At 58.1% G+C, this 25774-nt stretch carries 27 protein-coding genes and 1 pseudogene; 20 read left to right on the top strand and 8 right to left on the bottom strand.

Annotation, left to right across the window (positions count from 1 at the left end; translation table 11 throughout):
• Positions 1-357: 357 nt before the first annotated feature.
• From GPM19_RS02160 to GPM19_RS02140, 5 genes are all read right to left on the bottom strand, one after another.
• Entirely contained in the window at positions 358-1875 is a 1518-nt protein-coding gene (locus GPM19_RS02160) for a malonate--CoA ligase (protein WP_160417209.1), read from the bottom strand.
• On the bottom strand, positions 1872-3236 hold the full coding sequence (locus GPM19_RS02155; protein ID WP_160417208.1) for a malonyl-CoA decarboxylase: 1365 nt from the start codon (positions 3234-3236) through the stop codon (positions 1872-1874). Before GPM19_RS02155 ends, GPM19_RS02160 begins: the two co-directional genes overlap by 4 nt.
• Before the next feature lie 16 nt (positions 3237-3252).
• Positions 3253-4587: a TRAP transporter large permease gene (locus GPM19_RS02150; protein ID WP_160417207.1), complete on the bottom strand. Its 1335-nt coding sequence runs from the start codon at positions 4585-4587 to the stop codon at positions 3253-3255.
• 2 nt (positions 4588-4589) lie between these two features.
• Complete coding sequence (locus GPM19_RS02145; RefSeq protein WP_202114632.1) at positions 4590-5108, bottom strand: TRAP transporter small permease subunit; 519 nt, start codon at positions 5106-5108, stop codon at positions 4590-4592.
• Positions 5109-5183: 75 nt separating this feature from the next.
• Positions 5184-6185 (bottom strand): TRAP transporter substrate-binding protein, encoded by a 1002-nt coding sequence (locus tag GPM19_RS02140; protein ID WP_160417206.1) that lies wholly within the window; start codon positions 6183-6185, stop codon positions 5184-5186.
• Positions 6186-6354: 169 nt separating this feature from the next.
• On the opposite strand from GPM19_RS02140, the gene GPM19_RS02135 reads away from it, so the two are divergent.
• The 9 genes and pseudogenes from GPM19_RS02135 (at position 6355) to folD (ending at position 13876) form a co-directional block, all read left to right on the top strand.
• Positions 6355-7029: a GntR family transcriptional regulator gene (locus tag GPM19_RS02135; RefSeq protein ID WP_160417205.1), complete on the top strand. Its 675-nt coding sequence runs from the start codon at positions 6355-6357 to the stop codon at positions 7027-7029.
• Positions 7030-7248: 219 nt separating this feature from the next.
• Complete coding sequence (locus GPM19_RS02130; protein ID WP_160417204.1) at positions 7249-7635, top strand: phasin family protein; 387 nt, start codon at positions 7249-7251, stop codon at positions 7633-7635.
• Between the two features lie 241 nt (positions 7636-7876).
• A pseudogene (locus tag GPM19_RS02125) lies at positions 7877-7974 on the top strand (IS1595 family transposase); the annotation flags it as partial.
• Positions 7975-7986: 12 nt separating this feature from the next.
• The gene (locus tag GPM19_RS02120) at positions 7987-8574 is read left to right on the top strand and encodes an exopolysaccharide biosynthesis protein (RefSeq protein ID WP_160417284.1); all 588 of its coding nucleotides are present in this window, start codon (positions 7987-7989) and stop codon (positions 8572-8574) included.
• A 671-nt stretch (positions 8575-9245) separates the two neighbouring features.
• Positions 9246-10391, top strand: coding sequence for a glycine cleavage T C-terminal barrel domain-containing protein (locus tag GPM19_RS02115; RefSeq protein WP_160417203.1), 1146 nt, complete (start codon positions 9246-9248; stop codon positions 10389-10391).
• 98 nt (positions 10392-10489) lie between these two features.
• Positions 10490-10969, top strand: a complete 480-nt coding sequence (locus tag GPM19_RS02110) for a methylenetetrahydrofolate reductase C-terminal domain-containing protein (RefSeq protein WP_160417202.1) — start codon at positions 10490-10492, stop codon at positions 10967-10969.
• On the top strand, positions 10966-11979 hold the full coding sequence (locus GPM19_RS02105; protein ID WP_160417201.1) for a methylenetetrahydrofolate reductase: 1014 nt from the start codon (positions 10966-10968) through the stop codon (positions 11977-11979). The genes GPM19_RS02110 and GPM19_RS02105 overlap by 4 nt, the downstream gene beginning before the upstream one ends.
• A gap of 146 nt (positions 11980-12125) precedes the next feature.
• The gene (gene purU, locus GPM19_RS02100; protein ID WP_160417200.1) at positions 12126-13001 is read left to right on the top strand and encodes a formyltetrahydrofolate deformylase; all 876 of its coding nucleotides are present in this window, start codon (positions 12126-12128) and stop codon (positions 12999-13001) included.
• Positions 13002-13015: 14 nt separating this feature from the next.
• Complete coding sequence (gene folD / locus GPM19_RS02095) at positions 13016-13876, top strand: bifunctional methylenetetrahydrofolate dehydrogenase/methenyltetrahydrofolate cyclohydrolase FolD (protein WP_160417199.1); 861 nt, start codon at positions 13016-13018, stop codon at positions 13874-13876.
• An 82-nt stretch (positions 13877-13958) separates the two neighbouring features.
• Here folD and GPM19_RS02090 read toward each other — a convergent pair whose 3' ends face one another.
• Genes GPM19_RS02090 through GPM19_RS02080 form a run of 3 tightly spaced genes read right to left on the bottom strand, consistent with a single transcriptional unit; the run spans position 13959 to position 16064 of the window.
• The gene (locus GPM19_RS02090) at positions 13959-14450 is read right to left on the bottom strand and encodes an Lrp/AsnC family transcriptional regulator (protein ID WP_160417198.1); all 492 of its coding nucleotides are present in this window, start codon (positions 14448-14450) and stop codon (positions 13959-13961) included.
• Positions 14447-14584 (bottom strand): hypothetical protein, encoded by a 138-nt coding sequence (locus tag GPM19_RS02085; RefSeq protein ID WP_160417197.1) that lies wholly within the window; start codon positions 14582-14584, stop codon positions 14447-14449. The genes GPM19_RS02090 and GPM19_RS02085 overlap by 4 nt, the downstream gene beginning before the upstream one ends.
• Before the next feature lie 40 nt (positions 14585-14624).
• Positions 14625-16064 carry a dihydrolipoyl dehydrogenase gene (locus tag GPM19_RS02080; RefSeq protein WP_160417196.1) on the bottom strand — a complete coding sequence of 480 codons (1440 nt, stop codon included), beginning with the start codon at positions 16062-16064 and terminating at the stop codon, positions 14625-14627.
• A gap of 323 nt (positions 16065-16387) precedes the next feature.
• Between GPM19_RS02080 and GPM19_RS02075 the strand changes: the two genes are divergently transcribed.
• The 11 genes from GPM19_RS02075 (at position 16388) to cpaB (ending at position 25770) form a co-directional block, all read left to right on the top strand.
• Entirely contained in the window at positions 16388-16837 is a 450-nt protein-coding gene (locus GPM19_RS02075) for an OsmC family protein (protein WP_160417195.1), read from the top strand.
• A gap of 26 nt (positions 16838-16863) precedes the next feature.
• Positions 16864-17664, top strand: coding sequence for an enoyl-CoA hydratase (locus tag GPM19_RS02070; protein WP_160417194.1), 801 nt, complete (start codon positions 16864-16866; stop codon positions 17662-17664).
• 38 nt (positions 17665-17702) lie between these two features.
• Positions 17703-19343, top strand: a complete 1641-nt coding sequence (locus GPM19_RS02065) for an acyl-CoA synthetase (protein WP_160417193.1) — start codon at positions 17703-17705, stop codon at positions 19341-19343.
• 136 nt (positions 19344-19479) lie between these two features.
• Positions 19480-20409 carry a LysR family transcriptional regulator gene (locus GPM19_RS02060; protein WP_160417192.1) on the top strand — a complete coding sequence of 310 codons (930 nt, stop codon included), beginning with the start codon at positions 19480-19482 and terminating at the stop codon, positions 20407-20409.
• 40 nt (positions 20410-20449) lie between these two features.
• Complete coding sequence (locus GPM19_RS15495; RefSeq protein WP_264766784.1) at positions 20450-20584, top strand: hypothetical protein; 135 nt, start codon at positions 20450-20452, stop codon at positions 20582-20584.
• A 277-nt stretch (positions 20585-20861) separates the two neighbouring features.
• Positions 20862-21404: a porin family protein gene (locus GPM19_RS02055; RefSeq protein ID WP_160417191.1), complete on the top strand. Its 543-nt coding sequence runs from the start codon at positions 20862-20864 to the stop codon at positions 21402-21404.
• Between the two features lie 187 nt (positions 21405-21591).
• On the top strand, positions 21592-22455 hold the full coding sequence (locus GPM19_RS15570) for a diguanylate cyclase domain-containing protein (protein WP_160417190.1): 864 nt from the start codon (positions 21592-21594) through the stop codon (positions 22453-22455).
• A gap of 198 nt (positions 22456-22653) precedes the next feature.
• Positions 22654-22848, top strand: coding sequence for a Flp family type IVb pilin (locus GPM19_RS02045; protein ID WP_160417189.1), 195 nt, complete (start codon positions 22654-22656; stop codon positions 22846-22848).
• 48 nt (positions 22849-22896) lie between these two features.
• Complete coding sequence (locus GPM19_RS02040; RefSeq protein WP_319928081.1) at positions 22897-23457, top strand: A24 family peptidase; 561 nt, start codon at positions 22897-22899, stop codon at positions 23455-23457.
• Between the two features lie 103 nt (positions 23458-23560).
• On the top strand, positions 23561-24955 hold the full coding sequence (locus GPM19_RS02035) for a DUF8689 domain-containing protein (RefSeq protein ID WP_160417188.1): 1395 nt from the start codon (positions 23561-23563) through the stop codon (positions 24953-24955).
• Positions 24952-25770, top strand: a complete 819-nt coding sequence (cpaB, locus tag GPM19_RS02030) for a Flp pilus assembly protein CpaB (RefSeq protein WP_160417187.1) — start codon at positions 24952-24954, stop codon at positions 25768-25770. The genes GPM19_RS02035 and cpaB overlap by 4 nt, the downstream gene beginning before the upstream one ends.
• The last annotated feature ends 4 nt before the right edge of the window (positions 25771-25774 follow it).

Here is a 25774-nt window from a genome sequence, read left to right as displayed (position 1 = left end):
AAGGGTAATATCAAGGGCCGCCGATCTATGATCGGCGGCCCTTTTATTGGTGAGCGCAAAGGGGTGAAAGCAAAGCGGCCTCAAGTTCCAAGTGCAGCGCTATTGAAGGTAAGCGCCGCTAAATCAGCCCACTTGACCTAAACGTATTGAGCCACTTTTTTGCGACAGAGGCCATCTACGTCAACAGTCCATATGCCATGCATGGCTTGGCTTATGACGTGACTCTGCACCAGGACTGTCTCGCTCAACAGCAAGGCGAGCGAGTGGAGGCTCTGGGCCGCGGCGTTGGGCACCACCGGCGCCAGCCCCATTTCCTTGAACATCCGGTAGGTGGGGCATGGGGAAAGCCTCGACGGTTCAGCGGTAGGTATCTTGGAACTGCTGGCGCAGCTGGTTCTTTTGCACCTTGCCCATGGTGTTGCGCGGCAGGCTGTCGACGAAAAAGACCCGCTTGGGCTGCTTGTACTTGGCGAGGCGGCCCTGCAGGAAGTCGAGCACTCGGGCCTCGTCCACTTGGGCATCTGCTCGCGGTACCACCACAGCGGTGACACACTCGCCTAAATCGGGGTGCGCCAGGCCAATTACCGCGGACTCCTCCACCTCGTCGAGCTCGTCGATCACCTGCTCAACCTCCTTGGGATAGACGTTGTAGCCTCCTGAGATGACCAAGTCCTTGTCGCGGCCGACGATGTGCACATAGCCGTGCTCGTCGACAATCGCCAAGTCGCCGGTGACAAAGAAACCGTCCTCAAGTAGCTCCTCGCGGGTTTTCTCGGGCATGCGCCAGTAACCGGTGAAGACGTTGGGGCCGCGCACCTCGAGCATGCCAATCTCGCCTTGGGGCAGCTCCTCATGGGTCTCACGGTCGGTGATGCGAACCTCTACTCCCGGAAGTGGCAGGCCCACGGTGCCGGCGCGACGTTCACCATCGTAGGGGTTGGAGGTGTTCATGTTGGTCTCGGTCATGCCGTAGCGCTCGAGGATGGCATGGCCGGTCTTCGCCTCGAAGGCTTGGTGGGTCTCGGTGGTGAGCGGGGCCGAGCCGGAGATGAACAAACGCATGTTGGCGGTCGCCTCAGGGGTAAGGCGATCGTCGGCCACCAACCGAGTATAGAAGGTCGGCACCCCCATCATCACTGTGCCACGGGGAAGTTCCTCGAAGATCACCTCGACGTCGAATTTGGGCAGGAAGAGCATGCTGGCGCCCGCCATCAGGGTGACGTTGCAGGCCACGAAGAGGCCGTGGGTGTGGAATATCGGCAGCGCATGGATCAGCCGATCCGTCTCGGTGAAGCGCCACACCTCGGCCAGCGTCTCGGCGTTGGAGGCGAGGTTGCGATGGGTGAGCATAGCGCCCTTGGATCGCCCGGTGGTGCCAGACGTGTAGAGGATCGCCGCCAGGTCGTTGGCGTCGCGGGGCTCGATCGCCTCCCGAGGCTCAGCATGAGCGGCGGTCTCCATCAGGCTGCCGTCGGCATGGCTGCCCAGGGTCGCCACCTGGGGACAGCCGGTTTCGGCGGTAATGCGCTGGGCCTCGTCGAGACTACCCGGGCGGCAGACAAACAGCGCCGGCTCGGCGTCGCCGAGGAAGTAGCGAATCTCCTCCCCAGTGTAGCCGGTGTTGAGCGGCAGATAGACACCGCCCACCTGTAGGCAGGCGAGATAGAGCAAGACCGTCTCCGGGCTCTTGTCGACCTGCACCGCCACCCGGTCTCCCGGGGTTACCCCCAGCTCGGAGAGGGCAGCGGCTAGATGAGCGGTGGTCGCCAGCGCCTGAGCATAGGAGTAGCCGCGTGCCTCGCGGGTGGTGATGAAATCAGCGTCGCCGCGCTGTTGCATCCGGCGGGCGAAGGTAGCAAAGAGGTTATGGTTCATTTGACGGTGTCTCCCTTGAGCAGCTTGCGGGCCCTGCGACTCAGGTCGCGCACGCCTGAGGAACGGGCGATCGTGCCGTTGGTGGTGTATTGCTCATGGTTGCGTTCGATCTCCTCGAGCACATAGAGGTAATTGACCATCAGTCCGGCGGACTGCTGCATGCCCTTGCGCGAGGTGTCGCCCAGCCAGTTGAGGCGATGTAACTCGGCACCGTTACCCAGGTGGAAGCGGGCAACGGGATTATGCGGTAACCCTTTGGCGTTCTTCTCGTGAAGCAGATAGTAAGCGGCCAGCGGCATGATAAGCTCGCGCAGCTTGGCTGAGCGCTCCGGATCATCGGGCCAACCAGGGTCGTCGAGCTGGGCCAGCAGCGCCCGTGCCTCGGGCTCCAGGGGGCTGTCGTCGCCGCGATAGGCGCTCTCCAGCCACTGGCGGAAGCCGGGCACCGGCGACAGGGTGACGAAATATCTCAAACCGGGCAGTTCCTGCTTGAGCTCCTGCACGACCTGTTTAATCAGAAAGTTGCCAAAGGAGATGCCGCGAAGCCCCGTCTGGCAATTGCTGATGCCGAAGAAGGCGGCGGTGTCGGCGGCCTCGGCGTCCTCGATATCGTGGGTGTCGCTGTCGAGGATCGCCTGGATCTGGTCCGGCAACCCCTTGTGCAGCGCCACCTCGACGAAGATCAGCGGCTCGTCGCCGAGCGCTGGATGAAAGAAGCCAAAACAGCGGCGGTCGCGGGAATCCAGGCGTCGGCGCAGGTCGTCCCAGTCCTGGATCTCGTGAACCGCCTCGTAGCGGATGATCTTCTCCAGTATCGCTGCCGGGGTAGTATTCCAGTCGATGCGCTTGAGTACCAAAAAGCCACGGTTGAACCAGGAGCCGAACAGGTGGGCGAAGTCGGCATCCAGGGCCCTGAGTTCGGGATTGTCGCGCAGTAGCCCCAGCAGATCTTCGCGCATGCGCACCATCTCGTGGGTCCCGCCGCTGGTGAGGTTGAGGCGGCGCAGCAATTCCTGGCGACTGGGTTCGCAGGCATCGAACAGCACCTGGAGGTCGCGGTTGTCGCGCGAGTCCCGGTAGGCGGCGTAGGCCGTGTCGACGCGCTCGGGGTCGGCGGAGAACTCCACGGTCAGTCGCTCGAAGAAGCGCTGCTTCTCGGTGACGTCGAGCCGCGCATAGATAGCCAGGACGCGGCTGGCCAGAGCGATACTGGATGCCTCGCCGTCGCTGTTCAGAAGTGCGTGACACGCCTTGAGCAGGTGGGTGTGGTCGAAATGAATACGATCGTCGGTGCGTCGCCTGAGTAGGGCATCACGTCGGGTGATGCTGCTGAAGAGCTCCTGCAGGAAAGTTATGTTCATGTTCGAGTGTTCTCCTTCAGCCCATGAGTAGATTGGGTAGCCACAGCGCAATCTCCGGGAAGAGACACAGCAGCAAAATGGCCAGTACCATGCACAGCGCATAGGGCAGGCTGCCCATCAGCACGTCGCGCTGCGAGATGTCCGGCGCAATGCTGTTGATGATGAACAGGTTCAGCCCCACCGGTGGCGTTATCAGGCCGATCTCCAGGTTGATGGTCAGTATCACGGCGAACCAGTAGGGGTCGAAGTTGGCGGACAGGATGATCGGCATCAGGATCGGCGCGGTCATCACGATCACCGCTACGGGGGGCAGGAAGAAACCGGCCACCAGCAGGAAGACGTTGACCACTCCCATCAGCACCCAGCGGTTGACCTCGAGATCGGCGATGGCGCCAGCCACGGTCTGGGTGATGAACAGAGATGACAGGGCATAGGCGAACACCTCGGCGGCGGCGATGATCAGCATGATCATTACGCTTTCGCGTAGAGAATCGCGCATGATCAGTTTGATGGGCTTCACCTGCCACATGCGATAGATGATGATCGCCAGCGCCAGACACAGGAAGGCACCCACGCCGGCGGCTTCCGAGGGCGTTGCCACACCGCCGTAAAGGGCGAAGAGAATACCGATCACCACGCCCAGAAAAGGCAGTACCCGCACCAAAGCCTTGAGATTGGCATCGACGTTCTCTCGGACTGTCTTCTTGATGCTTTCGGAGGCGATCTCCATGGGATTGCCATAGCCGCCAGCCAGCTTGCAGGCGATCAGGGTCCAGACCATGAACAGCCCGGCGAGCATGAAACCAGGGACCACGCCGGCGATGAACAGTCGTCCAATCGAGGTCTCGGTGGAGATGCCGTAGATGATCATGGTCACCGAAGGCGGGATCAGGATGCCCAGGGTGCCACCTGCGGCGATGCAGCCGGCGGCGACGCCGTCGGGATAGCCGCGCTTGCGCATCTCGGGGATGCCCATCTTGCCGATGGCCGCGCAGGTGGCGGGTGACGAGCCAGAAAGGGCGGCGAAGATCGAGCAGGCGCCGATGTTGGAGATCGCCAGTCCGCCGGGCAGTTTTCCCAGCCAGAGATCCAGCGAGCGATAGAGATCGCGGCCGGTAGGTGAGGAGGCTACCGCAGCGCCCATCATGATGAACATGGGGATGGCGACGAAGCCGAACTCGGCAATGCGATCGAAGAAGGTCTCGCCGAAGTAGGTCAGTTCAGACACACCGCGGTCGGCGACTAGGGCGACCAGCGAGACGCCGCCTAAGGCGAAGGCGATGGGCGTACCGATGGCCATCAGTACGACTAGGCCGATGGCAACGGCGATGCCGGCAGTAACAGGATCCATGGTCAGACCTCCCCGCGCATGATTTCGGCAACGTACTGTAGCGTTAGCAATGTGCTGCCCACAGCCATGGGCAGTACCGCCGGCCACAGAGGGGGATTCCACACCGTGCCGGTGGTCCAGCCACCGTGCCAGGCCTCAGCAACATAGACCCAGGAGGCGTAGGCCAGGGCAGCACAGAAGCCGAACCCGACCAGCGAGGCGGCCAGTCGCATGAGGCGGCGCGGCAGACCCGAGAGGCTGTCGGGCAGCACAGTGACGGCGACATGGCCGCCGGTCATCAGGACATAGGGGCTACCCAACAGCATGGCGGCGGTCACGGAAAAGACCGTGAACTCGGTCTGCCAGCTGGTGCTCATGCCGAGGATGTAGCGCACGAACACCATCTGGCAGACGACCACAACCCCGGCGATGAACAGCGCCGCGGCGAGATAGGCGGTGGCGCGCGAGAGTCTATCCATCAGGCGTATATAGCCGCCGACGAGCCCGCCGGGCGTCGTGGCGTCAGTGTGGGAGTGTTCCATGAAGCCCTCCGATATGACGGGATGGCCGCCCTCGCAGGGCGGCCGGTCGGGTCCGAGTGGATCGCAACGTCGGCGTCATTCCACCGCGAGGGCGGCGTCGATAAGGGCTTGGCCGTTCTCCACATTATCGGCGAAGTTCTTGTAGGAACTCTGTTTGGCGATCTCCAGCCAAGCGTTGTAGTCCTCCTCGCTCATGCTGACCACCTCGACGCCGTTCTCCTCGAACACCTCGACCATCTGCTGGTCGATGGCTGCGGCCTCGGTGGCGAAGAATTCCTCGGCCTCCTGGCCAGCCGCTTTCAGGGCCTGTTGTTGCGCCTCGTCGAGCCCTTGCCAGACCTGCTCGGAGATCAGGACCGGCTCGTACATGAACCACAGGGCGTGCTCGCCGGGTTCGGTCAGGCAGTCCACCTGCTCGTAGAGGCGGTAGGAGATGAAGGACATGGAGGAGGTGTTGGCAGCATCTAGCACGCCGGTCTGCATGGCGGTGTAGATTTCGGAGGAGGGCATGGAGGCGATCGAGGCCCCGGCGGCTTCCAGCATCTGCTCGAAGGCGGGCCCGGCGGCGCGGAAGTTCTGGCCTTCCACGGTCTCCGGTGAGGTGATGCAGTTCTGGCTGGACGCGAAGGCCCCCGAGAGCCAGGCATCGGCCAGTACCCGGGCGCCGCCTTCCTGGATGACCTCCTTGATCATGTCCATGAACTCGGAGTCGTTGAGGCGCTGAGCGTGCTCATGGTTGCGTACCAGACCGGGCATCAGGGTGGCAGAGAACTCGGGATGGCGACCACTGGCGTAGTCCAGCGGCAGGGCAGTTATGTCCAGGCGTCCGCGTACCAGCGCGCCCCACTGCTCCTTGGCCTTGAACAGCGATTGGCCGGGGTAGACCTCGATCTCCAGGCCGACATCGGCCTCGGCAACCTTGTCAGCCATCATCTGCACCATTTCGTCGCGCACGTCGCCCTGGCCGCCAGGGAACTGGTGGGAGGCTCGCAGCACGGTCTGAGCGGAGGCGGCACTACTGAAGGCGATGGCAGCCAAGGTCAAGGCAGCGATAGTGGGGGTGAGTGAACGTGTCATAGTATCTCTCCAGTGCATTGTTGTTGTAGTGTTGAAATATCTATCAGGTAGTCTGATATATACATCAATACACCGTGGATTATACTAGTGTCAATTTCGATGGGTTAGACAAAGGTGTAAATTTGGCCTTGCCCGGCATGACACAATAGGACAAGGAAAGAGGGACGATATGAAACGATCCAATGCTCAGCGGCTTCGGGATGCCTTGGAGGACGACATTATCAATGGCCGCCGCCTCCCCGGCGAGCGGCTCGACCCGGACGCCCTGTGTCGGGAGTTCGAGGTGTCGCGTACGCCGGTGCGCGAGGCCGTCCAGCAACTGGTGGCCAGCGGTCTAGTCACTGTCTCGCCCAAGAAGGGCACCTTCGTGGCTCGGGTGGGTCTCGACGAGCTGGTTGAGATGTTCGAGGTGATGGCCGAGCTGGAAGGGATGTGTGGGCGACTCGCCGCGCGACGCATCACCGAGGAAGAACTCGCCGAGCTGGAGCGGGCTCATGCGCGCTGCGAGGCTGCTGCCTTGGCCGGCGATACCGATGAGTACTACTACGAGAACGAGGGCTTCCACCAAGCCATCTACGCGGCGAGCCACAACCGCTACCTCGCCGACGAAGCCAGCCAGCTCAAACAGCGCCTCAAGCCCTACCGACGCCTGCAACTGCAGGTGCGCCATCGCATGGGCACCTCCCTGGCTGAGCACCGCAAAATTCTGGCCGCCATCGAGGACGGCGACACCGGAGCTGCAGAACGTCTTATGCGCAACCACGTGCTGATCCAGGGCGAGCGTTTCAGCGACTTTGTGGCCAGTGTCAAGCGCCTCGACGGTGCATTGACAAGGACTGATTGAGTGTCGTGCGGCGATGTCATCCTTTCGTGTATTGGCGGACGGTCCAGCGCATGACAGCAAGGAAGGCTCGGCGCTGATTTCTCGTCCCTTCATTCGAAATCGCGGTTCCCACGCCCTGCCTTCCGAAATGTTGCACTGCACAAAAAACCCTGCTATTGTGCACTGCAACAGAGCGGGAATCTCCCGTTCCATCGCATTCAGAACCCGGAGGTTCTCATCATGACCAACGCATTTGACACCAAGCAGATCACCAATCAATTCGAATCCATGTTCTCCGGTCCGGCTCGCGCCTACGCCGAGCTTTCCGTGAACTACACCGAGAAGCTGGTCAACGCCCAGCAGGACGCTGTCAAGGCTTATTCCGAGACTAGCCTGGCGCAGCTGCGCAACCTCATGAACGTCAAGGATGCCGAAGGCCTCCGCGAGTACATGGAAGGCCAGCAGCAAGTCGCCAAGGACCTGACCGAGCGCCTGAAGGGTGATGCCGAGAAGGTCGTGGCCCTGCAGCAGGACTTCGTCAAGGATAGCCAGAAGTTGACCGAAGAGAACGTCAAGCAGACCCAAAAGACTGCTGATACCACCGCCAAGACCGCTAAATCTGCCTGATCCAGGCGCCGGCATGGCCGGCGCACTGAAAGGGTAATATCAAGGGCCGCCGATCTATGATCGGCGGCCCTTTTATTGGTCAGCACCTGATTACGCATGTTGATCAGCTATCATGCCGCCCCGGGTCTATATTGGAGTCATATGGACGGTCAAGGAGTTAGTGCCATGGCTCACAATCCCATTCAGTGTCATCACTGCCATCATCAAACCTCGCTCACCGCTGGTATCATTCTGGCCGAGGTTCGAGTACCGCTTCAATAGGCGCTATGACCTCAAGGCCATGTCCCGCGCTTTCTGGCAGTGGCGGTAAGAACATCGCCGATGTCGTACCGGCTCTTATGGAGACCTTCGATGCCCCGGCCGTTGCAAAACCTCGAAGAACTGCTCGATCGAATTGGCGAATTGGCACGCGACAACGATCAGGTCTCTATCGGGATGGTCGTCGAGTCGATTGGCAGTCGCTCTTTCGGGCCGCTATTGATGCTCATCGGTATCACGCTTTTTTCACCGCTGAGTGGTGTGCCGGGCATGTCGGTCTTCATGGCGTCGTTCGTATTGCTGATAGCCACACAGATGCTGATCGGCCGAAAACAGTTCTGGTTACCACATTACATCCTCAACCGTTCAATTGAGCGTGGCAAGCTGCAGAAGGCGCTGAACTGGCTCAACAAGCCGGCGCGGGACATAGACCGGGTTCTCAAGCCGCGGCTGACATTTCTGGTACATAATAAAGGCGGCAGCTACGGAATTGCCGCGCTATGTGTGGTCGTCGGCCTGTGCATGCCGTTCATGGAGCTGGTACCGTTTTCAGCCTCGGCCGCCGGCCTGGCGCTGCTGACACTGGGGCTTTCACTAGTCGTGCACGACGGCTTGTTGGTACTGCTTGCGCTTGTGGTATTTGGCACAACTTTCACGTTTGTCTTTGTCAACATACTGTGATTCTCCCCACCTGCTGACCGACGCAATATTTTTCAGTGGTAGCCTCTCTCGCCAAAGTTTTCATGATCAAATTGCGCGTCAAACCTCGTACTTCTAGTGCGAGGAAGGATGCTTCTCATGCCACGGCAGGCTAATGAACATATGGAAATTCCCCGCAGGGAGTCGGCATGGTGACTGGCTGAATGACCTTTCCCGGGCTCTGTCACCCAAAGATAAATTCGATGGGTGTCTTGCCATGGATGACACACCATGAATCGGCCGCTCGGGCCGATAATTGCTTGTGGAAAATAAATAACCATAGGCGATTAAGGTCATTATTATCAGCTCATTAAATTATATACGCAGCGCTGCCCAGTGTTGAGATGGTACCGCCTGTCGTTCGGTGGCGCTGCGGAGGGTCCGACCCCAACTGATGGCCGCCGGGATGATGACTGACCCAGGAAACTGAACCGGGAGGAGGCTTATTCGCAAGAGCAGGACCAAACGGCCTGCGCTTGGTTAACAATTGGCCTGTTCAGGCTTATTTGTCTGTGATTTTCAGTCCGCATTGTAATGCCAGGTGCGGTTATAGTTGGTTTTGCCGAATATCAATGAGTTCGCGCGATCAATTGAATGCTACAACAAGAAAGGTAACCAGCATGGCAAATGTTACGTCAAGAAAGATAATCAGCATGGAAAAAGAAGATGATTTTGGCTTCGGAACACAGATCCGAAAGTCCCCCTACTTTGACGCAACAGTCCGTTGGGGGGCAAAAGGTTTTTCAGTATACAACCACATGTATATCCCGCGTGACTTCGGGGATCCGGAACAGAATTTCTGGAACCTCGTGAATGAGGCTATCCTTTGCGATGTTGCCGGCGAACGGCAGGTGGAAATCACCGGCCCGGATGCGGCGAAATTCATGCAGAGTCTAACCCCGCGTGATTTGTCGGAGATGGCTGTTGGGCAGTGCAAATATATACTGATCACCAATGCGGACGGTGGCATTCTGAACGACCCGATTCTGCTACGGCTGGCAGAAAATCACTTCTGGATCTCTCTGGCTGACAGCGACATCCTTTTGTGGGCGCAAGGTGTTGCGGTTCATGCCGGGCTGGATGTGAGTATTCGCGAACCTGATGTTTCCCCCTTGCAATTGCAGGGTCCGAAGTCGGGCGAGGTGATGAAGAAACTCTTTGGCGAGAGTATCATGGATCTGCGCTACTACTGGTTGCGCGAGGTCGAACTTGACGGCATCCCACTGATTGTCTCGCGCACCGGCTGGTCGAGCGAACTGGGCTATGAACTTTATCTGCGTGACGGCACTCGAGGGGACGAACTCTGGGAAAAGATCATGGCTGCAGGTGCGCCCTTTGGGTTGAAACCTGGTCATACTTCTACGATTCGCCGCATCGAAGGTGGGATGCTTTCCTATCACGCTGACGCGGACATCAACACCAACCCTTACGAACTTGGGATGGACCGTCTGGTGAACCCCGACATGGAGGCCGAGTTTATCGGCAAGGCCGCATTGCAGCGCATCCGTGAAAATGGCGTGAGCCGCAAGCAGGTCGGGCTGTGTATCGACATGGCGCCCCTCAAAGGACCCAACACTACATTCTGGCCGCTTAGCAAAGATGGCGAAACAGTCGGCAAGGTGACGTCTGCGGTTTATTCCCCACGTCTTGAACAGAATATTGCTCTGGCCATGGTTGCTACTGAACATGCCAGGATTGGCAATGAACTGGAAGTTCAAACCCTATCCGGGCCAGTGCAAGCTGTTGTTGTCGAAAAGCCTTTCTTCGACCCCAAAAAGAAGATCGCTATATCCGCTTGAACGCCAGCCCGTTATGCGAGCGCCTGAGTGTGTGCTCGAGTACGACGACAGCGGCAATAATTGGTTCCACGGCGGTGCTGCCGTGGTAGGAGAGGCTTGTGTATTCTGTTCGTCTTTGGGCCGCGCGGCACGCGAGATTTTTTGAGGTCATCTACCGAATATTCGAACCGGTGATCGTCAAGTTGCACCCGCTGTGGAAGTCGGTAGGTTACCAGCGCGCAGAAAAGCCGGTGGGCATGCTGGAGAAGCTCAGCAAGGGGTTGCTGTTCGACTGCAAGATGTGTGGTCAGTGTATCCTCAGCTCTACCGGGATGTCTTGCCCGATGAACTGCCCTAAAACTATGCGCAACGGTCCCTGTGGGGGAGTACGCGCCAACGGCAATTGCGAGGTCAAGCCGGAAATGAAATGCGTCTGGGTCGAAGCCTGGGAGGGAAGTCAGAAGATGAAAGGTGGCGAACAGATTCAGGTGGTGCAACTGCCGGTTGATCATAGTCAGAAGGGCAGTTCGTCTTGGTTGCGCGTGGCACGTAGGGCATCGGATCTAAAACAACAAGAATATAAGGGGGATTCAAAGTGAGCTTTAACGATGGAGCTGATGATTGCAATCCAGTATCAAGGAAACCGGGCTATAGCTCTGCCGGACGACTGGAACGGGTGCTGAGGACCGGGCATTTTGCGGTCACCGCCGAACTGGCTCCACCTGACTCGGCGAACCCGGAGGAGGTCTACGCCCGGGCCCGAGTATTCGACGGTTACGTGGACGGTATGAACGCTACCGATGGCTCCGGCGCTAACTGTCATATGTCAAGCGTTGCGATGTGTGCGCTGCTGTCACGGGTAGGTTATGAGACGGTGATGCAGATCTCCTGCCGCGATAAAAACCGGCTTGCCATTCAGGGGGATGTGCTGGGTGGTGCAGCACTGGGTATCAACAACATCCTCTGCCTGACGGGTGATGGTGTGCAGGTAGGGGATCATCCGGAAGCCAAGCCGGTTTTTGATCTCGACTCCATTTCATTGCTGGAAACGGTAGCCAGATTACGCGATAAGAATGAGTTTTGCAGCGGTCGAAAGATCAGTGATCCGCCGCGGGTTTTTCTCGGTGCGGCAGAAAACCCATTTGTTCCGCCCTACGATTTCCGACCTCATAGGCTGGCGAAAAAAATAGCAGCAGGTGCTCAATTTATTCAGACACAGTACTGCTTCGATCTACCGCGTTTCAGAACGTTTATGGACCGCTCGCGTGATCTGGGATTACTGGAAAAGTGTTTTATCCTGCCCGGAGTGGGGCCGCTGGCTTCAGCGCGAACGGCAGTCTGGATGCGTAATAATGTCCCGGGGATTCACATTCCGGACGCAGTGATCAAGCGTCTGGAAGGCGCAAAGGATCAGAAAAAAGAGGGGCAGAAGATATGTATCGAGCTCATCCAGCAGCTGCGAGAGATTGAGGGAGTTAGCGGTGTCCACGTGATGGCCCATCGCCAGGAAGATACTGTAGCAGAAATTATCGAAAAATCCGGAGTGCTTGATGAACGACAGCTATGGTCTCCCTCCAGCGACGAAGTGCTTAGGAGGAACCGCGCTTAAATAATAAGTGATTATATTCCCCGGTTGAAAAGTGAATAACTCGCTAAACAATTGAGTCTGAAGTTTCACTGAATCAGATGAGAGTGTTCAGATTTTTGTGTCTAGCGAATAGAAAAACAATCACTAACATTTATAGGCTTTCTGTTATGACAAAAAATCTGGACCACACTAACCAATTTGTTCTTACCGTCAGCTGCGAAACTGGGCCTAATATTGTTGCCGGTATTACATCTTATCTGTCAGAGCATGGCGGCTATATCTACGAATTATCTCAATTCGATGACAAAGTCACCGGCCAGTTTTTCATGCGTACTGTGTTCAATACTCTTCCTGATTCCTGCTGCTCCTTTGAAGAGATGCGCACCGGGTTTGCTGACCTTGCAGATAAATTCGGCCTGAAGTGGGAGATGCATGAGGCCCACCGCCCGACAAAAGTCTTGATCATGGTATCTCGGTTTGATCACTGTCTGGTTGATCTTCTCTACCGTTATCACAAGGGCGAGTTAAACATCGAGATTGTCGCGGTGGTATCCAACCATCTGGACCTTAGACCGATAGCCGAGCATGAAGGCATTCGCTTTATTTACCTGCCGGTGACAAAAGAAACCAAACCGGAAAAGGAAGCTGAGCTGCTCAATATCGTCAACCAGACCGGCACCGAGCTGGTGGTGCTAGCGCGGTATATGCAAGTGTTGTCCGATAAGCTCTGTGAGAAGTTGCACGGCCGGGCCATCAATATCCATCATTCCTTCCTGCCGGGCTTTAAAGGCGGCAAACCTTATCATCAGGCGTTTGAGCGTGGCGTTAAGCTGATCGGTGCCACTGCGCATTATGTGACCGGTGACCTGGATGAAGGTCCGATTATCGAACAGGCCGTGCAGCCGGTTAACCATGCTTACTACCCGGACGAACTGGTTGCTCTAGGTCGGGATACCGAAACGATGGCGCTGGCACGCGCGGTGAAATTGCATACAGAGCACCGCGTCTTTCTCTCGGGTAACAAAACCGTTATTTTCAAATAGAAGTAGAGGGAGTCATGGCTCAATTAATTGACGGAAAACAGCTCTCGACTCAGGTTCTGCAAGAGGTTGCTTCTGAAGTCGAACTGCTCAGGGCCGAGTATGGCATAGTGCCGACGCTGGCTGTGGTGCTGGTGGGCGAAGATCCTGCCAGCCAGGTGTATGTGAGAAATAAGGTAAAGCGGGCGGAAGAAGCGGGGGTGTGTTCTATTGCGCACCGCCTTGACGCCGAATGCACCCAGGATGCCCTGAATCAGCTAATCGATGTTCTGAACAATGATTCTCAGGTGCACGGCATTCTGGTGCAGCTGCCACTACCCTCGCATCTCGATGAGGAGGAGGTGATAGCTGCCATCAATCCGGTCAAGGATGTTGATGGCTTTCACCCGCTAAATGTCGGAGCACTGGCTGCCGGGCGAGCGTCGCTAGTACCGTGCACGCCACAAGGTTGCATGATCATGCTGCGTCAGGTCCATTCGGATCTTAGTGGTAAAAATGCTGTGGTGGTGGGGCGCTCTAATATTGTGGGGAAGCCGATGGCTGCGCTACTGTTGCAGGCAGACTGTACTGTCACTATTGCACATTCACGAACGAAGAATATCGAATCACTTTGCCGCAATGCCGATATTGTGGTGGCGGCGGCTGGCCGGGCGGAGCTCATCAACGCTGACTGGATCAAGCCTGGTGCAACGGTCATTGATGTCGGTATCAACGCCATTGATCTTGATGGCAAGAGAAAGCTCATGGGTGATGTGGCTTTTGAATCGGTTGCCCGGATCGCTGGTGCAATTACGCCGGTGCCCGGTGGCGTGGGCCCGATGACGATCGCTTGCCTGCTTTTGAATACGACACGCGCAGCAAGGCGTCAGTTGGCCTGACCTTCAGATCATGCCCTGATCGATTCCGACGCCGCCAAGGCGGCGTTATAGGCGAGGATCTGGAGCAGACGCTCCTTCCGGTTCAGTTCCCTGGGTCAGTCATCAGGTTAGCAAGATTGGGTTGAGTCGATTTGATCTCTCTGGTTGCGATGTAAGTCATGTAGCGGTCGATCCCCAGCTCCGCTGAAAGAAGTTCTTCCATCACGTGCTGAAAAGCGGGAAGGCTAGGCGCGACTACTTTCAAGACGTAATCCATGCCACCCCCCGTCGCTATACATTCGACGATCCCATCCACTTGACCGATATGATTCTCAAAGCGGTCGAAATCCGATTTGCGATGCTCCTTGAGCGAAACTGTGACAATCACCGTCGTGACAGCCGCGATTTTATCGAGCGCGATGTCCGCATGATATCCACGTATCAGCCCAGCTGCCTTTAATCGGTTGAAGCGAACCCAACATGGCGTCGGAGAAAGATTGACTAGCTCTGACAGCTTGATTTTGCTGAGCTGCCCATGCTGTTGCACTGCGCAAAGAATGCGAATGTCCGCAGCATCAATAGCAATTTTTCTCATTTATTAGCAGCCTTCATTGTGATCCCAAAACCCAGCACGGTCTTGGCCCCGTTGAAGGCGGGGATCTGCGCGCTGGCACGGCCACTGACGGTGATGAGGCGCCCATGCTGGAACTGGATGAAGTTACGGGCCATGGCGCTAAATCCTTGACTGACAAGAGGGTTCCAGTATAGCTCAGACTGTCGTAATAGCATGATCAGCAAGCGTAATCAGGTAACGCCTGCGCTTTTCCCGAGCGTCGATCAAAACATCCCGCAACAGCTCTTCGGCACTGGGATGGTAAATTGGCATCGATAGGACTTGCTCCGCCGTCATGCTGTGTGTGATGGCTAGGGCAAGCAGATGTGCCAGGTGTTCAGCCTGGTATCCCAGCAACTCGGCTCCTAGAATGACGCCGGTTCGCGCGTCCAGGTAGACCTGAATACGGCCCTGGATCTTGTTCCAGACCACATGGCGGGGACTGGTAAATGGCAGGTCGCCAATGACAATCTCCTGACCTTCAAGTTGCCGGAAACTCTGGCCGATGATGGCGATCTGAGGATCGGTGAAGAATACCATCAATGGCGGTCTACGCTGTGCAGGCACCGCTTCCGGGTAGTTCAACGCATTATCGGCGGCGATACGTCCCTCATCGAAGGCTTCATGCCACACCGGCAGGTGGTCGGTCGCATCTCCGGCAATAAAAACGGGATGGCCAGAGCAGCGCATCGTCTGCGGATCGACTGTCACCACGCCGGCTTCAGTGAATTCCACGCCGCTATGCTCCATGCCCAATCGGTCTACGTTGGAGACCCGACCCGTGGCGACCAGTACCTTGTCGAACACCTTGGTGACCCGCTGGCCATTCGACTGCTCGTACTCGATCCAGGCGCCTTCAGCGTCCTCCCAGGTGCTCATCACCTGGCCGCTTGGGTAGATATCCAGTTCGGTGGCGAGGCTACCAAGCGCTTCCTGCTGCATGGCCGGGTGGGTGAGGGCGTTGATCGTTCCGGAGCGGCCATAGATTGTCGTTTCGACGCCCAGTCGATGGAGTGCCTGCCCCAGTTCCAGCGCAATGACGCCCATGCCGATCACGGCTATCGAGCGGGGCAGGTCCTCCAGCTCGAAGACCGTATCGCTGGTGAGGACGCGGGCCATCACGGGCTCGAACACCTCGTTGACCACAGGCCGGGAGCCGCAGGCGAGGATGAACTTCTTCGCATTGACCTCGACCGATTCGCCCACCCTGAGGCGGCCCGGTGCGATGAACCGGGCGCGTCCTTCCAGCTTGTGATGGGCCGTAATCTTGTCGACGTAGCGGAGGTTGTTGGCGACAAATCGATCATCCCGCTCCCGGCGCAACCGTTCGAGGACCTTGCGGCCATCCACGCGACCCGAGGCCGGCACCCCGAAAAAATCGCTAGTGGCCAGATGGTGCGCGTGATCGGCAGCGGTGATCAGCAGTTTGCTGGGCATGCAGCCGACCCGTGCGCAGGTGGTGCCGTAGGGACCGTCCTGGATCATCACCAGGCTATCGGTCTTGCGGCTGATCTTCGAGTAGGCGCCCAACCCCGAGGTGCCGGCGCCGATGATCGCGTATTCAACATTCAGGGTCTGCATACTAGATTCACTCATGGGACTCCTCGTCTTTTTATTGGGTGTTGTCGGTTTTGGCTTCGTCTCCTGTTTGAATGAACAAGGGCAAGTACAGACTGGCCGGGGCCTTTTACGGGGTAAAGCGATCATTTCTAAGCGTTTGGCTTATTTTTTGTAATCCATGCACTGCTGCTTGGCCGGTGGGCCTCCTTCTGACCTCGTGTGAGGATACCAGCCCGCTGATAAAGCAGTTTGCAAGATTTCACATTAGCTAAGCTAATCTAACTGCTTAGTAATCGTCGTTTTACAGGTATTTCCCGAATCACTTACGGTGACGTCATTCGCAAGCAGGAGACTTATCTATGTCAGTTCATCAGTCCGCCATCAGTTGGCAGCGCAAACCCCACGAAACCGATGCAAACACCTTCTCGCGCAATCATCACGTCACGTTGAATGGTGGCCAGGAGGTCAATGTTTCCGCGTCGGTCGAATTCAAAGGTGACCCGAGTTGTGCCGACCCCGAACAAATGCTGATTAGCTCGGTGTCCAGCTGTCATATGCTGTTTTTCCTGGCCATCGCCGATTTTCAGGGTTATCAGGTCGAATCCTATGAGGACGACCCAGTCGGCCATCTGGAGAGCAATGATAAAAAAGGCCTGAAGATAACGCGTATTGAATTGTCGCCGCGCATTACTTTCGGTGGTGACAAGATGCCGGACCAGAAGGCGATATCCAGAATTCACGCCAGCGCCCATAAAAACTGTTTTATCCGCAATTCGATCACCGCCGAGGTGACGATCAATCATCTTTAACCAGCCATCTCTGGCGGGAGTCATGTATGAGTCACAGTCAAGCGTCGGAAGACATTCTTCTCAGGGAGGACAAGGATGGAGCCGTCTACCTCACATTGAATCGGCCGGATAAATTCAACACCCTGTCCGAAACGATGCTGGCCGCCTTGCAGCGGGAGCTGGATGCGATCGCCGCCGACCCCGCTGTCCGCTGTGTGGTGATCGGTGCCAAGGGGCGGGGATTTTGCGCCGGTCACGACCTGCGGGAAATGCGTGAAAATTCCGACCACTCCTATTACCAGGCGCTGTTTCGCGGCTGCAGCCGGCTGATGCAGAGTGTTGTCGCGCTGCCGGTGCCGGTCATCGCCAAGGTCCAGGGCATGGCCACGGCGGCCGGGTGCCAGTTGGTGGCCAGCTGCGACCTGGCCATCGCCGCCCGATCGGCCAGCTTCGCGGTGTCGGGCATCAACGTGGGCCTGTTCTGCTCGACCCCCGCCGTGGCGCTGTCACGCAACGTCTCTCCCAAGCGGGCGTTCGACATGCTGGTATCAGGCCAGTTTATCGACGCGGAGACTGCTCTGGAGTGGGGGCTGTTGAGTGATGTCACCGCTGACTCCGATCTGGAGACTGCCGTGGCCGACAAGGTGGAACAGATCCTGAGCAAGAGTCCTGCGGCGGTGCGCTTTGGAAAATCCATGTTTCATCCCCAGCGCGAGATGGCACTGGCCGACGCCTACGACTTTGCCGGCAATGTGATGGCCGAAAACATGCTGAGTCCTGACGCAGGCGAGGGGATTGATGCCTTTCTCGGAAAGCGTAAACCCGTCTGGGCACTACCGGGCTGCTAGCGAGTATTTCGCACAATAAAAACAACAGGGGAAAGACCATGAATGATATCTGCGATTTCAATGAGGCCCTCGAAAAGACAACGGCCAATTATGTTCCGCTGTCGCCCTTGAGTTTTATCAAACGGGCGGCCGCCGTTTATCCCGACAGGACGGCGCTGATCTACAACGAGAGGCGTTACAGCTGGCGGCAGACCTACTCCCGCTGTTGTCGACTGGCATCCCTGTTGAAGCATTTCGGCATCGGCCGGGGCGATACGGTGGCCGTCATGCTGCCGAATATCCCGGCCATGTACGAAGCCCACTTCGGCGTGCCCATGGTGGGAGCGGTATTGAATGCGATCAACATCCGCCTTGATCCGGAAGCCGTGGCCTTCATTCTCGATCATAGCCGCTCGCGCCTGCTGCTGGTTGATCCCGAGTACGTGGACGTGGTCGAAAAGGCCTTGGCCCGGTTAAAAGGACCGGCACCCATGGTGATCAACGTGTCCGACCCGAGTCAGGGCGAAGAGCGCTTTATCGGTGACCTGGAGTACGAGGCGTTGCTGGCCGAGCAACCGGAGCGGGACGACTGGCAACTGCCGGCCGACGAATGGGATGCGATTGCGCTGGGCTACACCTCCGGCACCACCGGCAACCCCAAGGGGGTCGTCAGCCACCATCGCGGCGCCTACCTGAATGCGGTCAGCAACGTCCTGTCCTGGACGCTGCCCCGGGAGGTGGTCTACCTCTGGACGCTGCCGATGTTTCACTGCAACGGCTGGTGCTTCCCGTGGACGCTGGCGGCGATCGGCGGGACCAACGTCTGTCTGCGCCGGGTCGACCCGGAGGTGATCCTGGGCCTGATCAGGCAGCATAGGGTCAGCCATTACTGCGGTGCCCCCGTCGTCCACGCCATGATCGCCGATGCCGCAGTGGCTGCGCGGGAACCGATCGAGCACAAGGTGTCGGGGCTGATCGCCGGCGCGGCGCCGCCCGCATCGGTGCTGGAGCGGATGGAGAAGATCGGTTTCGAGCTCACCCACGTCTACGGCCTGACCGAGACCTATGGCCCCGCTTCGGTGTGCGCCAAACAGGATGGCTGGGATCAACGTCCCCTGGAGGAGCGGGTCCGGCTCAACGGGCGTCAGGGGGTGACCTACCCGCTGCAGGAAAGCATCGCGGTGCTGGACATGGTCACGCAGGAACCCGTCCCCGCCGACGGCGAGACGGTGGGCGAGATCATGTTCCGGGGCAATATCGTCATGAAGGGCTACCTGCGCAACGAAGCCGCCACCCGCGAAGCCTTTGCCGGCGGCTGGTTTCACTCCGGGGATTTGGCCGTGGTGGAGTCGGATGGCTACATCAAGATTCGCGACCGGCTGAAGGACGTGATCATCTCGGGCGGGGAAAACATCACTTCTCTGGAGGTCGAGGACATCATCCAGCGCCACGGCGACGTCGAACTCGCGGCCGTAGTGGCGATGGCGGATGCCAAGTGGGGTGAAGTCCCAGCGGCCTTTGTCCAGCTGCGGCCCGGCAGCGAGTTGAGCGAAGCCGCCCTGATCGCTTTCTGTCAGGAGAATATCAGCCGCTTCAAGGCGCCCAAAAAGGTGATCTTCGGGCCGTTGCCGACCACCTCGACCGGGAAGATCCAGAAGTTCATGTTGCGCCAGCAGCTCGAGGCCAGTCTTTCCGCCTGAGTCGGTCGGGAAAGAGGGCCTGAAATAGAACCATGGGGTAAGCGGTATGGCTTACGCACCAGCAGCGATTATAGTGGCCCTCAAAGGGGACACTTGATCGCGCCGTGCCCCACCGCCATTCTTGCGAGTATTGGTCATGTTACGACGCCCACCCCTGATCGCACTCTCCTATTTCGAAGTCGCCGCGCGAACCAAGAGTTTCGCCGCGGCCGCCAAGGAGCTCAATGTCACGCCGGCGGCGATCAGCCACCAAGTCAAGGCGCTGGAGGAGTATCTCGGCGTCGATCTGTTCGTCCGCCACCACCGGCGGGTCAGCCTGACCCCGGCCGCGCGCCTGGCCCTGCCGGAGCTTCAAGAAGGTTTTCAGACGCTGGGTCGCGCGGTGGACAAGATCCGCGCCTATGGCGAGGAGCGCCTGATCGTCACCGTCTGCGCCGAACCCCTGTTCGCCACCAAATGGATCGTGCAGCGCCTGCACCGTTTCTACGCCCGTTGCCCGGAGGCCGAAGTGCGGCTGCAGGCGAGCCTGCATACGGTGGACCGCGCCCGTGATAGCGACTTCGGGGTGGCCGAGCTCAAGCGCGCCGGCATCGACGTTTCCGTGCGCCTTGGCTACGGTAGCTACGCGGACTTAGAGCCTCAGCGGCTGATGAGTTTGGAGCTGGTGCCCATCTGCGCACCGGAACTGGCCGCCAACGTGGACGGTGTCGAGACACTGCGCGGGCTGCCGTTGCTGTGCGACAGCACCCTTACCCGCTTCGACGAGCCCTGCGGCTGGAAGGAGTGGTTCAGGCAACAGGGAGGTAAAATCGGCCCGTTCCGGGAGCTGCGGTTTGGCAACGGGCTGCTGGCGCTGGAGGCGGCCCTCGCCGGCCAGGGTGTGCTGCTCGGCAGTCGGGACCTCCATCAGGCGGAATTGAGTACAGGAAAGCTGGTGGTAGCCTTCGATAGCCCGCTGAACTGCGACCAGGCGTACTACGTGGTCAGCGCGGGCGCAGGCCTGGAGCGACCCATCGCCAGACAGTTTCGTGAATGGTTGTTGGATGAGGCAAATATGCTTGCCTAATACTACAGTCGTAACTGAGTAAGCCATAACGGTGGTCGGGGTGACCACGTTCTCGACCATGGCGATGGTGATCCATCCACTGGTTACCGGGGCTCTGGAGCTCGCAGATCTCCAAGCGGGTACCTTTTTTGAAGGCACCATCCACGCCGGGGCCCAAGTCGTGGGGGCCGGCTAGATGTTCTCTGCGCCACCTCATAATCATAGCCCGACTTTTTAGTTCGGTTGACAGAGCAATTGCCTACTGTTCTCAGTTAGCTTTACTCACGCCTTGACAGCTGGGTCATTGGCTCGCCGGTGACAGCTAATAGCCTTGCGTGACCCCACCAATTGATGAGTAGCGTCTGGTGGATAAGTACTGTCCAGAAAGGGAGCAATACGCTAGCCTCTAGTAGTTCCGTCATTTTTTGTAAACGACAGAGCTACGCAGAAACTATCAAGGGGAAATTCTAAAAATGAAAAAGAAAATTTATGCGCTCATGTTGCTAGGCATGATTTCTAGCCCGGCTTTTGGGGAAGCCGCTGGAACTAGCTATGCAGGATTACAGTACGCAAAGATTAACTACGAAAATGATTATCATAACGTTGAAACTGAGCCAAGTGCAGTCATAGGCAGGGTGGGGCATTTTGCGAATAATTATTTTGCCATCGAAGTTCGGGCAGGTATGGGCCTTGACGATGATGACGTAAAATGGAATGGCTATAAAACAGGAGAAACGGTTGAATTAGATTACTTGTATGGCGTGTACGGAGTGGGTCACTTGCCGCTTACCGATATGCTCTCTGTCTATGCGCTAATTGGATATACAGGCGCCGAAGCAACAGCAGAGCTCTATTCCATGTCAGAGAGTGATACCGATTCAGACTTTTCCTATGGCTTAGGTGGGCAGGTGCAATTTAATCCAGTCACCTCGGGAACGATTGAGTATGTCTCCTATTTAGACAAGTCAGAATTTGAAGTCACAGCCCTAAGCGCGGGGCTTAATTTCAAGTTCTGAAATTAATCAGAGGCAAATCGCCTGAATCAGTTTCTTCTTAGTCTCTTAAAGAGCCAGTCAAAAGCTGGCTATTTAATTACATTAACAGCCTAGACCTCAACAGCCCCTGGAAGCTTGCAGGATTTCTTACCGGTCCTCTTCGCGATCGTGCTATAAGCGAGAGACAAGAACTGAATTGTCCTGACCTATGCCCATTGACCTGCAATCGCTCTACCCTAAGCTGATTCATCTGATGCTGGACACCGTCTTCGTAGTCGATGGGGACCACCAGATCGTCTTTGTGAGTGATGCCTGTGAGTCACTGCTAGGTTACCGTGCCGACGAGCTGATCGGCACCTTGATCACCGACCACATGCATCCTGACGACCTGGCGGTCACCCAGGCCTCCATTCGGCGGGTCATGAACGGTCAGCCCCACCTCGATTTCCGCAACCGCTATCTCCGCAAGGACGGCAGTATCGTACATATCCTGTGGTCTGCGCGCTGGTCCGAGGAGGAGGGGGTGCGGATCGGTGTCGCGCGGGACGTGACGGCCCTTATGCAGGCCGAGGCGGAATTGCGCTTTCTCGCCCATCATGACCCCCTGACCAAGCTGACTAACCGATCGCTGTTCTACGATCGCCTGGACTCGGGTCTGAGTGCGGCCCGTCGCCACCAGAACGGCCTGGCGTTGCTTTTCCTGGATCTCAATGACTTCAAATATATCAATGATATCCATGGCCATGCGGTGGGTGATGCGGTGCTCTGTACGGTGGCACGTCGGCTGGAAAGTTGCGTACGCGAGACAGACACGCTAGCCCGCATGGGCGGTGACGAATTCACGGTTCTGTTGACCGACATCCAGTCCGCGGATGCCGTTTCGAAGAAGGTGGAGCAGATTCACATGGTCATGGCCGAGCCGCTGGACGCTGAATTCGGTGGGCTCAGAATGCCGTCCTGCAGTATCGGCGTGGCCAGTTATCCCGCTGACGGGGAGGATGCCGCTACCCTGCTAAGCCATGCGGATGACGATATGTACCGGATGAAAAGGTTCCGTTCGGTAGCGAGATGACTGTGCCCCCTTGCCCCTTCCCGACTATGCGTTTTCGCGCATTTCACCTGTCTGTGCAAGATCCTTCTATAGTGTTGCAAGATAATTCAAGCGTAACTGCTCAGTAACAGCAATGATCAATCACGTGAGCGTTCGGAAAGGCCGGCGCTCCTCAACGAAGTAAAACAAGTTGACTGGCAAACGCCTAGGAGAAATGTCATGAACAAGTTGATGCAAGGTATCGAGCGTTTCTGGAAGGATGAGGAAGGCGCTGAAACGGTAGAGTGGGTACTAGTTTGTGCTTTGATTATAGCTGGGTTCCTTGCAGCGTATACCCCTCTGTCAGGTGCAATAGGAACCCTTTTTGACGATATAGTAACTCACCTTACAGGTGCAGCCACACCACCTGGATGATAGTAAAATTAAATATTCTGGGGGCTTATGCTGCCCTCAGATTTTGTAATGGTTCTTCATTCGGCTTATTTTATGAATTTTTCTTTATTGATGGTTATATGTTTTTTGTTAGTCATGACTGCAACCGTCTGTGACCTAAAACATCGCAAGATTCCAAACATGGTTGTTCTGACTGGGGCTGCTGTGGGGCTGCTACTGGGAGCGCTGGCAGGCCCGGGCGGTATCCTGACCGCTGTCTTTGGCTTGCTGGTGGGCTTGGCGGTACTGATTCCCGGTTACCTGCTGGGTTTTACCGGCGCCGGGGATGCCAAGCTGATGGCGGCGGTGGGTACCTTCCTTGGTCCACTGGGTGCCTTTCAGGCGGCATTGGCAAGTATTTTGGCAGGTTCAGCTATCGCTATTGGGTATATCGTCTTTGCCGTTTTGTTTCGTCAGACAGCTTCACCCATGGCGCGTTATGGACTGATGGCTAAAACCTTGGTAACGACAGGAAGGCCGATCTATATCGCTCCTGAGAAGGGCGAAGTGATGGGGCGTAAGTTTCCTTTTGCGGTGGCCATTGCCATCGGCACAACCGGTTGGATGATCTGGCAATGGCCGCTGAGCTAGTTACAACCAAAGTTAGTCACGATAAAGCTTAAAGTTCAGTGATCATCGCCAGGCCATCGGATTGCTTCTTTTACAATTTGTAACAATAACTGTGAGGTCGGTCATGCTCCAGGAAGAGGTGCAGCAGTTACAAGATGTTACCGAAGGCCGTGCGGCGGCCCGGCGGGCGCCGCGCCCTGGTACGGTGGCGGAAACCGGGCTGTCGCTGCTCTATCTGGGCGACTTGCTGGTCAAGCATCTCTTCGAGCAGGGCGCACTCGACCTGCACCAGCTGAGCCGCGAGAGCGCCCTGGCTGGCAGCGTGGTGGAGGAGGTGTGTCGCTTTCTGCGCGAAGAGGGGCGTGCGGAGGTACGCGGCCAGGGAACGGGAGGGGCGCTGCGCTTCGGCCTCACCGACCGCGGCCGCGCCTCGGCGCTGGAGGCGTTCAACCGCGACGGCTACAGCGGCAAGGCCCCGGTTACCCTGGAAGCCTACAACGAGCGGGTGCACGAGCAGGCACTCTCCAATGTGGGTATTCGCCGCGAGACGGTGATGGAGGCCTTCGCCGACACCGTGATCGACCCGGCGCTGCTCGATCAGCTCGGCCCCGGCTTGCACTCCGGCCGGGCCATGTTCATCCACGGCCATGCCGGCACCGGCAAGAGCTATATCGCAAGGCGCCTGGTGCGGCTGCTGGAGGGCGAGGTGCTGGTGCCCCACGCCATCCTGGTGGGCGGCAAGGCGGTGCGCTGTTTTGATCCCGCCGTACACCACTCCCTGGAAGACCCGGCCGAGACTTCGCCCGCCGTGCAGCTCTACCTGGAACAGGGCCACGACCCGCGCTATGTGCGCTGCCACCGCCCCTGCGTGGTCACCGGCGGCGAGCTGACCATGGAGCGCCTCGAGGTGCAGTTTGATTCCGCCACCCACATTCATCAGGCGCCGGTGCAGCTGCTGGCCAACAACGGCATGCTGGTGATCGACGACCTGGGCCGCCAGCGCATGTCGCCCACCGAACTCTTCAACCGCTGGATCGTGCCGCTGGAGGAGCGCCGCGACTTTCTGTCGCTTGCAAACGGCTACCACTTTAGCGTGCCCTTCGACGTGGCGCTGGTCTTCTCCACCAACCTCGACCCCCTGGCGCTGGCCGACGCCGCCTTTCTGCGCCGCATCGGCTACAAGATTCGCTTCGCGCCGCTCGAACGCAAGGCCTACCTGGCCATCTGGCAGCAGCAGTGCCAGGCGCAGGGGTGGCCCTACGAGCAGGCGCTTGCCGACTTCGTCATCGACGAGCTGCACGCACGAGATGACGTGCCGCTGCTCGCCTGCCACCCCCGCGACATCCTGAGCCTCGCCCAGGACCAGCTCGACTACCAGGGGCTAACGGCCCCCGACCGCGAGACCCTGAGCTGGGCCTGGCGGACCTATTTCGGTGACTTCTTCGAGGCTGAAAACGCAACTAGCAACGCTGTCGGTACTGATGAAGAAAGCACTGCCAACCGGAGGGACGCACCATGAAACGCAAGGGTATTTTTGCCATGTTCGCGATCTCGCTGATCATGGCGCTGGGGGCCGCCGTGGTGGCCATGAGCTGGATGCAGGAACAGGGCGGCGACGATGAACGCAAGGATGTGAACCAAGTGGTGGTGGCCGCGTTGCAGGTACCCTTCGGCACCACAGTGGAGGCCTCCGACCTGAAACTGGTGAATATGCCGAAGGATGTGGTGCCGCCCAACAGCTTCACCGATATCGAGAGCGTGGTGGGGCGGGTCAGCAACCAGGTGATTTATACCGGCGAAGTGGTACTCGAGGGGCGGGTTTCCGAGCACTTGGGCGGCAGTGCCTTGGCGGCGCTTCTCGACCCCGGCATGCGGGCGATGAGCGTGCGCGTGGATGACATAGTGGGGGTGGCCGGCTTCCTGCTGCCCGGCAACCGGGTCGATGTGGTCTCCACCAGGCGCAACGGCAGCCGCAACAGCGTCGAGTCGAAGACAGTGCTGCAGAACCTCAAGGTGCTGGCCGTGGATCAGATCACCGGCCAGGAGCGCGACGGCCCGGTGATCGTGCGCGCGGTCACCCTGGCGGTGACCTCCAAACAGGCCGAGACCCTGGTCAAGGCCACCCAGGAAGGCAAGGTGCTGCTCACCCTGCGCAACCCACTGGAGAAGGAAGAAGAAGGGGACATGATGGCGGCACAGCGCTCGGTATTGAACCTGCCGACACTGGAGAAGCGTGACGAACCCGCGCCGCCGCCCCGGCGTGCCGCCCCGGTGCAGCATCGGGTGAGCGTGCTGCGCGGCACCCAGATGAGCTCTGTCAATGTACGTAACTAGACTA

This window comes from Vreelandella zhuhanensis (assembly GCF_009793355.1).
GTDB classification, from domain to species: domain Bacteria; phylum Pseudomonadota; class Gammaproteobacteria; order Pseudomonadales; family Halomonadaceae; genus Vreelandella; species Vreelandella zhuhanensis.
Note: the sequence above shows the minus strand (reverse complement) of the source record. Positions and strands in the feature narration are given on the sequence as shown.

Coding starts and splice junctions, on each gene's coding strand:
- GPM19_RS02040 (WP_319928081.1), top strand. CDS start 22,897: ATGGTTCTTCATTCGGCTTATTTTATGAATTTTTCTTTATTGATGGTT.
- GPM19_RS15570 (WP_160417190.1), top strand. CDS start 21,592: ATGCCCATTGACCTGCAATCGCTCTACCCTAAGCTGATTCATCTGATG.
- GPM19_RS02130 (WP_160417204.1), top strand. CDS start 7,249: ATGACCAACGCATTTGACACCAAGCAGATCACCAATCAATTCGAATCC.
- GPM19_RS02120 (WP_160417284.1), top strand. CDS start 7,987: ATGCCCCGGCCGTTGCAAAACCTCGAAGAACTGCTCGATCGAATTGGC.
- GPM19_RS02085 (WP_160417197.1), bottom strand. CDS start 14,584: ATGGCCCGTAACTTCATCCAGTTCCAGCATGGGCGCCTCATCACCGTC.
- GPM19_RS02055 (WP_160417191.1), top strand. CDS start 20,862: ATGAAAAAGAAAATTTATGCGCTCATGTTGCTAGGCATGATTTCTAGC.
- GPM19_RS02115 (WP_160417203.1), top strand. CDS start 9,246: ATGGAAAAAGAAGATGATTTTGGCTTCGGAACACAGATCCGAAAGTCC.
- GPM19_RS02135 (WP_160417205.1), top strand. CDS start 6,355: ATGAAACGATCCAATGCTCAGCGGCTTCGGGATGCCTTGGAGGACGAC.
- GPM19_RS02090 (WP_160417198.1), bottom strand. CDS start 14,450: ATGAGAAAAATTGCTATTGATGCTGCGGACATTCGCATTCTTTGCGCA.
- GPM19_RS02035 (WP_160417188.1), top strand. CDS start 23,561: ATGCTCCAGGAAGAGGTGCAGCAGTTACAAGATGTTACCGAAGGCCGT.
- GPM19_RS02045 (WP_160417189.1), top strand. CDS start 22,654: ATGAACAAGTTGATGCAAGGTATCGAGCGTTTCTGGAAGGATGAGGAA.
- purU (WP_160417200.1), top strand. CDS start 12,126: ATGACAAAAAATCTGGACCACACTAACCAATTTGTTCTTACCGTCAGC.
- GPM19_RS02060 (WP_160417192.1), top strand. CDS start 19,480: ATGTTACGACGCCCACCCCTGATCGCACTCTCCTATTTCGAAGTCGCC.
- GPM19_RS02145 (WP_202114632.1), bottom strand. CDS start 5,108: ATGGAACACTCCCACACTGACGCCACGACGCCCGGCGGGCTCGTCGGC.
- GPM19_RS02155 (WP_160417208.1), bottom strand. CDS start 3,236: ATGAACATAACTTTCCTGCAGGAGCTCTTCAGCAGCATCACCCGACGT.
- folD (WP_160417199.1), top strand. CDS start 13,016: ATGGCTCAATTAATTGACGGAAAACAGCTCTCGACTCAGGTTCTGCAA.
- GPM19_RS02075 (WP_160417195.1), top strand. CDS start 16,388: ATGTCAGTTCATCAGTCCGCCATCAGTTGGCAGCGCAAACCCCACGAA.
- cpaB (WP_160417187.1), top strand. CDS start 24,952: ATGAAACGCAAGGGTATTTTTGCCATGTTCGCGATCTCGCTGATCATG.
- GPM19_RS02150 (WP_160417207.1), bottom strand. CDS start 4,587: ATGGATCCTGTTACTGCCGGCATCGCCGTTGCCATCGGCCTAGTCGTA.
- GPM19_RS02140 (WP_160417206.1), bottom strand. CDS start 6,185: ATGACACGTTCACTCACCCCCACTATCGCTGCCTTGACCTTGGCTGCC.
- GPM19_RS02160 (WP_160417209.1), bottom strand. CDS start 1,875: ATGAACCATAACCTCTTTGCTACCTTCGCCCGCCGGATGCAACAGCGC.
- GPM19_RS02080 (WP_160417196.1), bottom strand. CDS start 16,064: ATGAGTGAATCTAGTATGCAGACCCTGAATGTTGAATACGCGATCATC.
- GPM19_RS02065 (WP_160417193.1), top strand. CDS start 17,703: ATGAATGATATCTGCGATTTCAATGAGGCCCTCGAAAAGACAACGGCC.
- GPM19_RS02070 (WP_160417194.1), top strand. CDS start 16,864: ATGAGTCACAGTCAAGCGTCGGAAGACATTCTTCTCAGGGAGGACAAG.